Source organism: Amycolatopsis minnesotensis (assembly GCF_039529815.1).
Lineage (GTDB): Bacteria > Actinomycetota > Actinomycetes > Mycobacteriales > Pseudonocardiaceae > Amycolatopsis > Amycolatopsis minnesotensis.
In genome coordinates, this window is the sequence record NZ_BAAANN010000023.1 from 22,645 (window position 1) to 34,853 (window position 12,209).

Here is a 12,209-nt window from a genome sequence, read left to right on the forward strand (position 1 = left end):
GGCTGCCGTGGATGTGACCGTTGTGGGTCCGCTGTGTTCTCGGAGTGTCTGCCCTGAAGGGGTCCTTGGGGGAATCTGGTGCCGTGAAGGGGTCCTTGGGGGCATCGGCGTCGCGATGTCGCGTGTCGTGAGGGGTGGGATTGTGGCGTGAGATTGCCTGAAGGTGTCCTTGGGGGTATGGGCTGGGATTTCGCTGCTTGTGTTTCTTGCCTGTGTCCGCGTTGGTGTCCCGAAAGGGGCCTTTACGGGCGTGGCTGCCGTGGATGTGACCGTTGTGGGTCCGCTGTGTTCTCGGAGTGTCTGCCCTGAAGGGGTCCTTGGGGGAATCTGGTGCCGTGAAGGGGTCCTTGAGGGCATCAGCAGCACCATGCCGCGTGTCGTGAGGGGCGGGATTGTGGCGGCAGATTCCCCCAAAGGCCCCTTCAGGGAATGAGCACCGGAGCAGAGAAGGCTCATGAGGACCGAATCCGCGGCGCCCACGGCCCCGAAGGTCACCTTCGGGGCATGTGAGCGACCCCGTCCCGGCCGATATGTCGCTTGTGGACAGTTCGGCAGCGTACCCGGCGAATTCGGCTGGAGCCGGGCCGGATCTCCGCCATTCGTCGGCAGGGGAAGGCTCCCGGCATCACGCGGCCACCGGGCAATCTGTCCATTGTGGTCACTTGCTCGGCGCGCGCGAACGAGTCGTGCCGGGACCTGTTGATCCACTGTGGATGATCCGTCCGGCGGGGCGAACCGGATCCTCACCGCGCTTCCTGGCGGCTCTGGAGTTCGGCATGGCCGATCCCCGTTCCGGTGAACATCCGACCACCCCAGCGGCGAGATGGCGCGCGGAGTCCGACCGGTGCCGGAGGCCTGACACCGATGTGAAGGCCGACACGCGGGTGACCGTCTGCCAGGGGTGCGGCCCCCGAACCGGACGACACGCTCCAGCAGGCACGGGGTACGTGCCCGGCATGTGCCAGTCTTGACCCGTGAAGCGACAACCGCTGCGCCTGGCGATCATGGAGGCGACCAGGATTCTCGACGACGCAGGCGTGTCCTCCCCGCGCACCGACGCGGAGCTCATCGCCGCGCACGTCCTCGGGGTCGAACGCGGGCGCCTGCCGCTCGTGCCGCTGGTGGACTCGCCCGTCGTCGACGCGATCGGCCAGCTCGTCGCGCAGCGCGCCAAGCGGGTGCCGCTGCAGCACCTCACCGGATGGGCGGCGATGGGCGGCATCACGCTCGACGTCGGCCCCGGCGTCTTCGTGCCGCGCCCGGAGACGGAACTGCTCCTCGAATGGGGCCTCAAGCTGCTGCGCGGTCGCGAGTACCCGGTCGTCGTCGACCTGTGCACCGGTTCGGGCGCCCTCGCGCTCGCGGTGGCGCACGCGAAGGCGGACGCCGTGGTGTACGCCGTGGACATCGACAGCCAGGCGCTCGCCTGGGCGCGGCACAACGCCGACGCCCGCGTCGCGGCGGGGGACACCCCGATCCGGCTCTACTCCGGCGACATCGGCGATCCCACGATCTTCGCCGAGCTGGACGGCCTGGTCGACCTGGTGCTGTGCAACCCGCCGTACGTCCCGCCCGGCACCGCGGTGCCGCCGGAGGTGTCCCAGCACGACCCCGCGCACGCGGTCTTCGCCCAGGAAGGCGGGCTCGCGGTGATCCGGCACGCGATCGCGCTGTCCGCGCGGCTGCTGCGGCCGGGCGGCGGGCTCGCGATCGAGCACGACGACACGCACGGCACCGCGGTGCCGACGCTGCTGTCCGCTCGCCGGGTGCTTTCCTCGGTGGAGGCGCACCAGGACCTCGCCGGCCGTCCCCGATTCGTCACCGCCCGCAGGGGCTGACGGCGCGCGGGACTAGAGTTCCGCGCTATGAGTGCGGTGTACGACTGCGGACGACACGACAGCAGGGCGGACGGGCTCGCGGCGGCGGCGGGCGCGGTCCGGTCGAGCAGGCTGGTGGTGCTGCCGACCGACACCGTCTACGGCATCGGCGCGGACGCCTTCGACGCGGGCGCGGTGCAGTCGCTCCTGCGCGCCAAGAACCGCGGCCCCGACCTCCCGGTCGGCGTGCTGGTCGGCTCGTGGTCCACAGTGGACGGTCTGGTGCTCGGCGTGCCGCCGCAGGCGCGCGCGCTCGTCGAGGCGTTCTGGCCCGGTGACCTCTCCATCGTGGTGCCGCACGCGCCGAGCCTGAACTGGGACCTCGGCAGCACGCGCGGCACGGTGATGCTGCGGATGCCGCTGCACCCGGTGGCGCTCGAACTGCTGCGCGACGTCGGCCCGATGGCCGTCTCCAGCGCGAACGTCTCCGGCCGCCCGCCGGCGTCGAACGTCGAGGAAGCGCGCGAGCAGCTCGGCGACTCCGTCGCGGTGTACCTCGACGGCGGCCCGTCTGGCGAGCCCGTCCCGTCCTCGATCGTCGACCTCACCGGCACCGAACCGCTGCTGCTGCGCGAGGGCGCGGTGTCACGCGAACAAGTGTCCGAAGTGCTCGGTGTGCCGATCGCGGACCCGGCGTGAGGTACCACCGAAACCTCACGACGGGCGCGGTAGCGTGACGCCGCCCGTGCAACGGAACCCGGAGGACTGACGCGGCCGTGCCCACCCTGAACGCCGGTCTCCCGATCCGGGAGTACGTCCTCGTCGCCCTCATCTCGGCGACACTGACCTTCCTGCTGACCGGACTGGTCCGCCGCTTCGCCACCAGGGTCGGCGCGATCGCCAACCCGCGTGCGCGCGACGTGCACGTCATCCCGATCCCCCGCATGGGCGGGCTCGCGATGTACTTCGGCGTGTGCGGCGGCATGGCGCTCGCGCACCAGCTCCCGGTGCTGCGCCGCGCCTTCGAGTACTCGCTCGACCCCGTCGGCGTGCTGCTCGGCGGCGGCGTCATCGTGCTCATCGGCGCGCTCGACGACCGGTTCGAGCTCGACGCCTGGACCAAGCTCGCGGGCCAGGTGATGTGCGCCGGCATCCTGGTCATCTTCGGCGTGCAGTGGAACAGCTTCTGGGTCCCGTGGGGCGGCGACGGCGACATCCTCGGCTCGGTGCTCGTGCTCGACCGCAACCAGGGCGGGCTGCTCGCCGTGCTGCTGGTGGTCGTGATGGTCAACGCGATGAACTTCGTCGACGGCCTCGACGGGCTCGCGAGCGGGCTCGGCTTCATCGCGGCGGCCGCCACCTGCGCGTTCTCGCTCGGCATCCTGGCCTCGTCCGGCGGCGACGTCGGCAGCTACCCGCCGGCGCTGATCGCGTCGACGCTCGCGGGGGCCTGTCTCGGGTTCCTGCCGCACAACTTCCAGCCCGCGAAGATCTTCATGGGCGACTCCGGCTCGATGATGATCGGGCTGATGCTCGCCGCGGCCAGCACCTCGGCGTCCGGCAAGATCAACTACACCCAGTTCGGGCCGTCGGACACCCTGGCGCTGCTCTCGCCGCTGTTCGTGGTGGCCGCGGTGCTCTTCCTGCCCCTGCTCGACCTGCTGATGGCGGTCGTCCGGCGCACCCGGCGCGGGGAGAGCCCGTTCGCCGCGGACAAGATGCACCTGCACCACCGGCTGCTCGAGATCGCGCACTCCCAGCGCCGTGCCGTGCTGCTGGCTTACCTGTTCGCGGCGCTGCTGGCCTTCGGCGCCGTGTCGGTGACCCTGTTCGACACCGCGCTGGTGTTCTGGCTCGTGATCGCCGGGCTGCTGCTGGCCGTGCTGGTGACCGTCATCCCGCGCATGAGGTCGCGGAACAGGGCACCGTAGGGGACGGCCGAAGCCGAGGTCTAGACTGGGGCCTTCGCGACCAGGGAGCAGTGCAGTGAGTGACGCCCAGACCGAGCAGGCTCAGACCGGCGAGCCGGAGAACCCGCACGCCGCGTCCGTGCTGAAGCTGCAGGCCGCGATGAAGAAGGCGACCCTGATCGCGCTGCCGATCGTGACCGTCGTCGCGGTGGTGATCGCGACGATCGTGAAGGGCACCAACGGCCTGGTCGGCGCCGTGCTCGGCGGGGTGCTGGCACTCGGGTCGTCGCTGCTGACGCTGACCATCATGCGGTACAGCGCGAACCAGTCGCCCCAGTTCGCGATGGCGGCCGTCATGGGCGGCTACGCGCTCAAGCTGATCGTCCTCTTCGGTCTGATGTTCGCGCTCAAGGGCGTCACGGTGATCGACCGCTACAGCCTCGGGCTGACCTTCGCCGCCTGCGTCGTGGTGGCCGCGACGGTGGAGGGCAGGGCGTTCATGACCACGAAGACCCCCACCGTCATCCCCAACAGCTCGCTTTAGGAGTACGCCTGTACGGCGTCCTCCGCCCGGCTGATATGGTCCGTTTCGCGGGGGCGGCCATGGTCGCACTCCCAGTTGACGAACTCCGGGTAGCAGCGTGGCGATCAGCCATATCGTCGTTCCCGCTTCCGGGCCACGTTACTGGAGGGGCAGCCGCCTCCGAGTACCCGAAACGTATCGGGTACGTTAAGTCCAGATCGTGACGATTCCCCCGGCGGAGTGAACGCCGGCCGGGAGAACCGGAAGGAGCCCCGTTGGGCGCGCTGGTATCAGCCTCGGGCGGCGAGTTCATCCCCCCAGGCCCCCAGGACCTCGACCTGCCAGAGATCTTCGGCCCGGTGACCAAGCCGATGCTGCTGGTCGTCCTGGCGATGATCATCATTGCGGCTTACTTCCTGCTGGCTTCGCGGAACCTCAAGGTCGTGCCGTCGAAGTCGCAGTTCCTGGCCGAGTCGGCATACGACTTCGGGCGCAACAGCATCGCGCGCCAGCAGATCGGCTCCGAGAACTTCCGGCCGTACATTCCGCTGATCCTGACCATCTTCACCTTCGTGCTGGTGAACAACCTGTTCGGGATGATCCCGTTCATCCAGTACCCCACGATGGCGCACATCGGCTTCCCGATCGCCCTCTCGGTGCTCGTGGTCTACCCGGTCTACCACATCGCGGGTATTCGCAGGCACGGTTTCTTCGGCTACATCAAGCACCAGCTCGTGCTGCCGAACATCCCGACCTGGGTACTGCCGCTGCTGATCATCATCGAGTTCTTCCAGAAGTTCGTGCTGAACCCGCTGACGCTGGCCATCCGAGTGTTCGCCGCGATGCTGGCCGGTCACCTGATCATCGCGGTCTTCACCATCGGCGGCCACTTCCTGCTGGAGCAGGCCAACTGGGGCCTGAAGGGCACCTCGGTCCTCGCGTTCGTGATCGCGATCGCGATGTCGCTGCTGGAAGTGTTCATCCAGATTCTGCAGGCCTACATCTTCGCCCTCCTCGCCGCCGGATTCATCGGCGCCGCGGTGGCGAGCGAGCACTAACCGAAAATAGCGGCAGGACCTCTCCCGCCGGGAGACACGGATAAACCAAAGCCCCCGATCCGCGTAGTTGCGGACCGAGTTGGAAGGAAACGCAAGTGAGCAGCATTGTTTTGGCCCAGGAAGCCGCGAAGACCGTCAGCGACAGCGGTCTCGCCGCCATCGGCTACGGCCTCGCCGCGATCGGCCCCGGTATCGGTGTGGGTCTCGTCTTCGCCGCCGTCATCAACGGCACCGCCCGCCAGCCCGAGGCGCAGGGCAAGCTGACCAACCTCGGCTTCTCGACCTTCATCTTCACCGAGGTGCTCGCGCTGCTGGGCTTCGTGCTCTACTTCATCGCGTCCTGAGCTGACGCCTCACCTAGGGAGACGTCATGGTGAACGCCTCAGTGAACCTGGCCGCGGAAGCGAAGAACCCGGTCCTTCCGGATGTCCCGGAACTCATCATCGGGCTCATCTCGTTCCTCGTGCTGCTGTTCATCATCTGGAAGTTCGTGGCACCGCGCTTCGAGAAGATGTACGCGGAGCGGGCCGAGAAGATCGAAGGCGGCATCGAGCGGGCCGAGAAGGCTCAGGCCGAGGCCGAAGAAGCGCTCGAGAAGTACAAGGCGCAACTGGCCGAAGCCCGGTCCGAGGCCGCCAAGATCCGTGACGACGCCCGGCTCGAAGCCGAGCAGATCAAGGAAGAGCTGCGCGCCGAGGCTCAGGAAGAGTCGAAGCGCATCGTGGCGCAGGGCGAGGCCCAGCTGCAGGCTCAGCGGGCGCAGATCGTCGCCGAGCTGAGGTCGGAGATCGGCCGCAACTCGGTGGAGCTGGCCAGCCGCATCGTCGGCGAGTCGCTCCAGGACGAAGCCCGCAAGCGCGGCACGGTCGACCGGTTCCTCGCCGAGCTCGGTTCCAACGGGTCGGGTAAGTAAGGCCGCCGGAGATGATCACGCGTTCGACGACCGCGGGTTGGAGATAGGACTGAAATGACGCTGCATGCTGCGAGCCGTGAAGCGCTCGGCCTCGCCGAGAACACGCTCGGCGAGGTTCTCGGCGACGCGGGCACCGACCCGGCGACCGTCGGCGAGGAGCTGCTGTCGGTCGTCGACCTGCTGACCGGCGAGATCGGCTTCCGCCGCGCGGTCGCCGACCCCTCGTCGGCGCCGGAATCGCGGAAGAACCTGGTCAGGGCGCTGCTGGAGAGCAAGCTCTCCGCGCCGTCGCTGAAGGTGCTCGAAACCGCGGTGTCCAGCCGGTGGTCCAGCCCCCGCGAACTGCTCGACGGGATCGAGTCGCTCGGCCGCTCCGCGCTGCTGACCAGTGCGGAGAAGACCGGCAACCTCGACACCGTCGAGGACGAGCTGTTCCGGGTCGCCAGGATCGTGGCCGGCGAGCCCGCGCTCGAACGGGCGCTGTCCGAGCAGACGGCACCCGCCGAAGCCAAGCGCGCGCTGGTGCGGAACCTGTTCTCCGACAAGGTGGACGTGGTCACCGAGAAGCTCGCCGAACAGGCGATCCTCCGCAACCGCGGGCGCAGCGTCGCGAACGGCCTCGACCAGCTCGTGCAGCTGGCGGCCCAGCGGCGGGAGCGCGCGGTCGCGTATGTGACCACGGCCAGCGAGCTGTCCGGCGAGCAGCAGGCGCAGCTCGCCGAGAAGCTGGCCGCGATCTACGGCAAGCAGATCTCGTTGCGCATCGAGGTCGACCCCAAGCTCGGCGGTGGGCTCATCGTCAGGGTCGGCGACGAGGTCATGGACGGCAGCGCGGCAGGCCGGATCGAAGCGCTGCGCAGGCAACTGGCCTGAACACCCCGAAACTTTTGACACTGGCAAGAACGAAGCGAGAGCGGGAACGAAATGGCGGAGCTGACGATCTCCTCGGATGAGATCCGGAGCGCGATCGAGAACTACGTCTCCAGTTATGCCCCGGACGTGAGCCGGGAAGAGGTCGGCACGGTGGTGGACACCAGTGACGGCGTCGCCCACGTCGAGGGCCTGCCCTCGACCATGGCGAACGAGCTGCTGGAGTTCCCCGGCGGGGTGCTGGGCGTGGCCCAGAACCTGGAGCCCCGCCAGATGGGTGTGGTCATCCTCGGTAACTTCGAGAAGATCGCGGAGGGTCAGGAGGTCAAGCGGACCGGCCAGATCCTTTCGATCCCGGTCGGCGAGAACTTCCTCGGCCGCACCATCGACCCGCTCGGCAAGGCGATCGACGGACTCGGCGACATCGAGTCCACCGAGCGCCGCGCGCTCGAGCTGCAGGCGGCCTCGGTCGTCCAGCGCCAGCCGGTGTCGGAGCCGCTGCAGACCGGCATCACCTCGATCGACGCGCAGACCCCGATCGGCCGCGGCCAGCGCCAGCTGATCATCGGCGACCGCAAGACCGGTAAGACCACGGTCTGCGTCGACACGATCATCAACCAGAAGCGCAACTGGGAGACCGGCGACCCGAAGCAGCAGGTGCGCTGCATCTACGTCGCGATCGGCCAGAAGGGCTCGACGATCGCGAACGTCCGCAAGACCCTCGAGGACGCGGGCGCGCTGGAGTACACCACCATCGTCGCGGCCCCCGCCTCGGACTCCGCGGGCTTCAAGTGGCTGGCGCCGTTCACCGGTGCCGCGCTCGGCCAGCACTGGATGTACGAGGGCAAGCACGTCCTCATCGTGTTCGACGACCTCACCAAGCAGGCCGAGGCCTACCGCGCGATCTCGCTGCTGCTGCGCCGCCCGCCGGGCCGCGAGGCGTTCCCCGGCGACGTCTTCTACTTGCACTCGCGCCTCCTCGAGCGGTGCGCCAAGCTGAACGACGAGCTGGGCGCGGGCTCGATGACCGGGCTGCCGATCATCGAGACGAAGGCCAACGACATCTCGGCCTACATCCCGACGAACGTCATCTCGATCACCGACGGCCAGTGCTTCTTCCAGTCGGACCTGTTCAACTCGGGTCAGCGCCCCGCGGTCGACGTCACCACCTCGGTCTCCCGAGTCGGCGGTGACGCGCAGATCAAGGCGATGAAGACGGTTTCCGGTTCGCTGCGGATCGACCTGTCGCAGTACGAGGAGCTCAAGTCGTTCGCGGCGTTCGCGTCCGACCTCGACGCGGCCTCGAAGGCGCAGCTCGACCGCGGTGCCCGCCTGTACGAGCTGCTCAAGCAGCCGCAGAACTCGCCGATCCCGGTCGAGCAGCAGGTCGTCACCGTGTTCCTCGGGACGAAGGGCCACTTCGACGACGTGCCGATCGAGGACGTCGCCCGGTTCAACCACGAGCTGATCGACAACATCCGGCACAAGCACGACGAGATCCTCGCCAAGATCCGCGACGAGAAGAAGTGGACCGACGAGCTCGCCGAGCAGGCCGTGGCCGCCACCACCGAGTTCAAGAAGGGCTTCACCACCTCCGAGGGCAAGACCCTCGGCGGCGTGGACGCCGACGCGATGGACGCCGACAAGGTCGGGCAGGAGACCGTGAAGGTCAACAAGCCCGCACCGAAGAAGTAACCGGGTACCAGGGATGGCACAACTTCGAGAGCTACGCGAACGGGTCAGGGCGACCAAGTCGATCGGCAAGATCACCAAGGCCTATGAGCTCATCGCGACCTCGCGCATCGGCAAGGCGCAGGCCCGCATGGAGGCTTCGAGGCCGTACGCCGAAGAGATCACCAAGGTGCTCTCGGCGTTGGCCGACGCGGCGTCCAGCCTCGATCACCCGCTGCTCACCGAGCGGGAGAACCCGAAGCGCGCCGCGGTGCTGGTCGTGACGAGCGACAAGGGCCTCTGCGGTGGCTACAACGCGAACGTGCTGCGTGCCACCGAGGAGCTGCTTTCGCTGCTGCGCGAGCAGGGCAAGGAGCCGCTGGTCTACGTGATCGGCGACAAGGGCGTGAACTACTACCAGTTCCGCGGCCGTGACACCGCGGACCGCTGGACCGGGTTCTCCCAGGGCCCGCGCTACGACGACGCGGCGAAGGTGGGCGAGACGCTGGTCGGCTCGTTCCTCTCCGGCGTGGACGACGAGGACGGCAACGGCCCCGGCGCCGACGGCGTGCTCGGGGTGGACGAACTGCACATCGTCTACACCGAGTTCAAGTCGATGCTGACGCAGGTCCCGATCGCGAAGCGGATCGCTCCGCTCGAGGTCGAGTACGCGGAAGAGGGCGACGACAAGCCCGCCGGTATCGCGCCGTCGTACGAGTTCGAGCCGAGCGCGGACCGCCTGCTGGCCGCGTTGCTGCCGAAGTACATCAACACGCGGATCTTCGCGGCGTTGCTGGAATCGGCGGCGTCCGAGCTGGCCGCGCGCCGTACGGCCATGAAGGCGGCTTCGGACAACGCGAACGATCTGGTCAACGAGTTGACCAGGCTCGCGAACCAGGCGCGTCAGGCGCAGGTGACCCAGGAGATCAGCGAAATCGTCGGTGGGGCGGATGCGCTCGCCGCTGCGGGTGGAAACGACTAGGTCGTTTTCAAATACAGGAGAGATGACTGAGCGATGACTGCCACACAAGAAACCCCCACCGCCCTCAAGGGCCGGATCGTCTCGGTGACCGGTCCGGTCGTCGACGTCGAGTTCCCCCGTGGCGCCGTCCCCCCGCTGTTCAACGCGCTCAAGGTCGAGATCGACTTCGCGGAGCTGCGCAAGACGGTGACCCTCGAGGTCGCCCAGCACCTCGGTGACAACCTGGTCAGGACCGTTTCGCTGGCCCCGCAGGACGGTCTCGTCCGCGGCGCCGAGGTCACCGACACCGGCGGCCCGATCTCGGTCCCGGTCGGCGACAAGGTCAAGGGCCACGTCTACAACGCGCTCGGCGACTGCCTCGACGAGCCGGGCTACGGCGCGGACCTCGAGCGCTGGGGCATCCACCGCAAGCCCCCGGCGTTCGACCAGCTCGAAGGCCGCACCACGATGCTGGAGACCGGCCTCAAGGTGATCGACCTGCTCACCCCGTACGTGCAGGGTGGCAAGATCGGCCTGTTCGGCGGTGCCGGTGTCGGCAAGACGGTGCTCATCAAGGAGATGATCACCCGTGTCGCCAAGAACTTCGGTGGCACCTCGGTGTTCGCCGGCGTCGGCGAGCGCACCCGTGAGGGCACCGACCTGTTCCTGGAGATGAGCGAGGACGGCGTCATCAACGACACCGCGCTCGTCTTCGGTCAGATGGACGAGCCGCCCGGCACCCGTATGCGGGTCGCGCTGTCCGCGCTGACTATGGCGGAGTACTTCCGCGACGTCCAGAACCAGGACGTGCTGCTGTTCATCGACAACATCTTCCGGTTCACCCAGGCCGGTTCCGAGGTGTCGACCCTGCTGGGCCGCATGCCTTCGGCCGTGGGCTACCAGCCGACGCTGGCCGACGAGATGGGTGAGCTGCAGGAGCGGATCACCTCGACCAAGGGCCGTTCGATCACCTCGATGCAGGCGATCTACGTGCCGGCGGACGACTACACCGACCCGGCGCCCGCGACCACGTTCGCGCACCTGGACGCCACCACCGAGCTTTCCCGGTCGGTGTTCCAGAAGGGCATCTTCCCGGCGGTGGACCCGCTGGCCTCCACCTCGACGATCCTCGACCCCGCGATCGTCGGCGAGGACCACTACCGGGTCGCCTCCGAGGTCATCCGGATCCTGCAGAAGTACAAGGAGCTGCAGGACATCATCGCGATCCTCGGTATGGACGAGCTCTCGGAAGAGGACAAGCTCACCGTGCAGCGTGCGCGCCGCATCGAGCGCTTCCTCTCCCAGAACATGCTGGTCGCGGAGACGTTCACCCAGATCCCCGGCTCGACCGTGCCGATGGCCGAGACCATCGAGTCGTTCGACCGGATCACCAAGGGCGACTTCGACCACTACCCCGAGCAGGCGTTCCTCGGTATCGGTGGCCTCGAAGACCTCGAGAAGAAGTACAAGGACATCACCGGCAAGTGACCGGGGTTTCGGCAGCGGGATCAGTGTCCACTGTGGATTCTGATCCCGCTGTCGTAACCGGGGGCCGATGGCCGGATCTGTCGGTCTCCCCCTACTTGAACGATTAGCTATTACACTCGGGATGAGCGACCCGAGGTGAAGGAGAGCTACGTGGCTGAGATGTCGGTGGAGCTTGTCGCCGTCGAGCGGCGCCTCTGGTCGGGCAAGGCCACGTTCGTGGTGGCCCAGACCACTGAGGGCGAGATCGGGATCATGGCCGGTCACGAACCGGTGCTCGGTCAGCTTGTCGAGGGTGGCGTGGTCAAGGTGGACACCACGGACGGTGACACGTTCACGGCCGCCGTGCACGGTGGCTTCCTGTCCGTCACCGGTACCGGCGTGAGCATCCTCGCCGAGTCGGCGGAGCTGGCCGACGAGATCGACGTCGAGCAGGCTCGTTCCGAGCTTTCCGCGGCCGGCGACGAGGCCGATCGGGCCAGAGCAAGCGCACGCCTCCGCGCCGCCGGGCAGTCGGCCTAGTACGGCGACGAGCGGGAGCCGGCCGTGGAGATCACCGTGGTTGTCCTGGGGCTCCTGGTCGTGCTCGTCGTCGTGGCGGTGTGGTACTCGCTGCGCTGGGTGCGGATGCGGAAGAACGGCGGCGTCAGCGTCGCGTTGCGCTGGCGCCCCGACAGCGCCCGCGCCGGCTGGCACCTCGGGATCGGCCGCTACGAGGGTGACGCGTTCGCCTGGTACCGCGTGTGGAGCCTGCGCTCCGGCCCGGACCGGGTCTTCGAACGCCACGCACTGGAAATCGCGGACCGCCGGGACCCCATCGGCACCGAGTCCTACGCCGTCCCGTCCGGCTCGACCGTGCTGCGCTGCGAGTCGGACAGTCAGGAAGCCATCGAGATCGCCATGGGTCCCGGTGCGCTCACCGGCTTCCTGTCCTGGCTCGAATCCGCCCCGCCGGGCCGCCGTCTTCCGCGCGCGAGCTGATTCTCGCTCTTCGCGGCGCG

At 68.1% G+C, this 12,209-nt stretch carries 13 protein-coding genes; all 13 read left to right on the top strand.

All coding sequences use genetic code 11. The features are described from left to right. The first annotated feature begins 974 nt into the window (after positions 1–974). Positions 975–1,838: a peptide chain release factor N(5)-glutamine methyltransferase gene (gene prmC / locus ABD256_RS26625; RefSeq protein WP_344424493.1), complete on the top strand. Its 864-nt coding sequence runs from the start codon at positions 975–977 to the stop codon at positions 1,836–1,838. Positions 1,839–1,865: 27 nt separating this feature from the next. Further along, positions 1,866–2,516: an L-threonylcarbamoyladenylate synthase gene (locus ABD256_RS26630; protein WP_344424496.1), complete on the top strand. Its 651-nt coding sequence runs from the start codon at positions 1,866–1,868 to the stop codon at positions 2,514–2,516. Positions 2,517–2,593: 77 nt separating this feature from the next. Next, positions 2,594–3,748, top strand: coding sequence for a glycosyltransferase family 4 protein (locus ABD256_RS26635; protein WP_344424499.1), 1,155 nt, complete (start codon positions 2,594–2,596; stop codon positions 3,746–3,748). A gap of 55 nt (positions 3,749–3,803) precedes the next feature. Further along, complete coding sequence (locus ABD256_RS26640) at positions 3,804–4,271, top strand: Cg1360 family ATP-synthase-associated protein (protein WP_344424502.1); 468 nt, start codon at positions 3,804–3,806, stop codon at positions 4,269–4,271. A gap of 254 nt (positions 4,272–4,525) precedes the next feature. Then, complete coding sequence (gene atpB / locus ABD256_RS26645) at positions 4,526–5,308, top strand: F0F1 ATP synthase subunit A (protein WP_344424505.1); 783 nt, start codon at positions 4,526–4,528, stop codon at positions 5,306–5,308. 95 nt (positions 5,309–5,403) lie between these two features. Beyond that, the gene (locus ABD256_RS26650; protein ID WP_344424508.1) at positions 5,404–5,652 is read left to right on the top strand and encodes an ATP synthase subunit c family protein; all 249 of its coding nucleotides are present in this window, start codon (positions 5,404–5,406) and stop codon (positions 5,650–5,652) included. A gap of 26 nt (positions 5,653–5,678) precedes the next feature. Beyond that, a complete protein-coding gene (locus tag ABD256_RS26655; protein ID WP_344424511.1) occupies positions 5,679–6,221 on the top strand; it encodes a F0F1 ATP synthase subunit B in 543 nt (180 codons plus the stop codon). Between the two features lie 54 nt (positions 6,222–6,275). Continuing rightward, on the top strand, positions 6,276–7,094 hold the full coding sequence (locus ABD256_RS26660; protein ID WP_344424514.1) for a F0F1 ATP synthase subunit delta: 819 nt from the start codon (positions 6,276–6,278) through the stop codon (positions 7,092–7,094). Positions 7,095–7,145: 51 nt separating this feature from the next. Next, on the top strand, positions 7,146–8,786 hold the full coding sequence (atpA, locus tag ABD256_RS26665; protein WP_344424517.1) for a F0F1 ATP synthase subunit alpha: 1,641 nt from the start codon (positions 7,146–7,148) through the stop codon (positions 8,784–8,786). Between the two features lie 13 nt (positions 8,787–8,799). Next, a complete protein-coding gene (locus ABD256_RS26670; protein ID WP_344424520.1) occupies positions 8,800–9,744 on the top strand; it encodes a F0F1 ATP synthase subunit gamma in 945 nt (314 codons plus the stop codon). A gap of 33 nt (positions 9,745–9,777) precedes the next feature. Continuing rightward, positions 9,778–11,211, top strand: coding sequence for a F0F1 ATP synthase subunit beta (gene atpD / locus ABD256_RS26675; RefSeq protein ID WP_344424523.1), 1,434 nt, complete (start codon positions 9,778–9,780; stop codon positions 11,209–11,211). Between the two features lie 159 nt (positions 11,212–11,370). Beyond that, positions 11,371–11,730, top strand: coding sequence for a F0F1 ATP synthase subunit epsilon (locus ABD256_RS26680; protein ID WP_344424865.1), 360 nt, complete (start codon positions 11,371–11,373; stop codon positions 11,728–11,730). Positions 11,731–11,754: 24 nt separating this feature from the next. Further along, on the top strand, positions 11,755–12,189 hold the full coding sequence (locus ABD256_RS26685; protein WP_344424526.1) for a DUF2550 domain-containing protein: 435 nt from the start codon (positions 11,755–11,757) through the stop codon (positions 12,187–12,189). The last annotated feature ends 20 nt before the right edge of the window (positions 12,190–12,209 follow it).

Coding starts and splice junctions, on each gene's coding strand:
- ABD256_RS26680 (WP_344424865.1), top strand. CDS start 11,371: ATGTCGGTGGAGCTTGTCGCCGTCGAGCGGCGCCTCTGGTCGGGCAAG.
- ABD256_RS26670 (WP_344424520.1), top strand. CDS start 8,800: ATGGCACAACTTCGAGAGCTACGCGAACGGGTCAGGGCGACCAAGTCG.
- ABD256_RS26630 (WP_344424496.1), top strand. CDS start 1,866: ATGAGTGCGGTGTACGACTGCGGACGACACGACAGCAGGGCGGACGGG.
- ABD256_RS26660 (WP_344424514.1), top strand. CDS start 6,276: ATGACGCTGCATGCTGCGAGCCGTGAAGCGCTCGGCCTCGCCGAGAAC.
- atpD (WP_344424523.1), top strand. CDS start 9,778: ATGACTGCCACACAAGAAACCCCCACCGCCCTCAAGGGCCGGATCGTC.
- ABD256_RS26655 (WP_344424511.1), top strand. CDS start 5,679: ATGGTGAACGCCTCAGTGAACCTGGCCGCGGAAGCGAAGAACCCGGTC.
- atpA (WP_344424517.1), top strand. CDS start 7,146: ATGGCGGAGCTGACGATCTCCTCGGATGAGATCCGGAGCGCGATCGAG.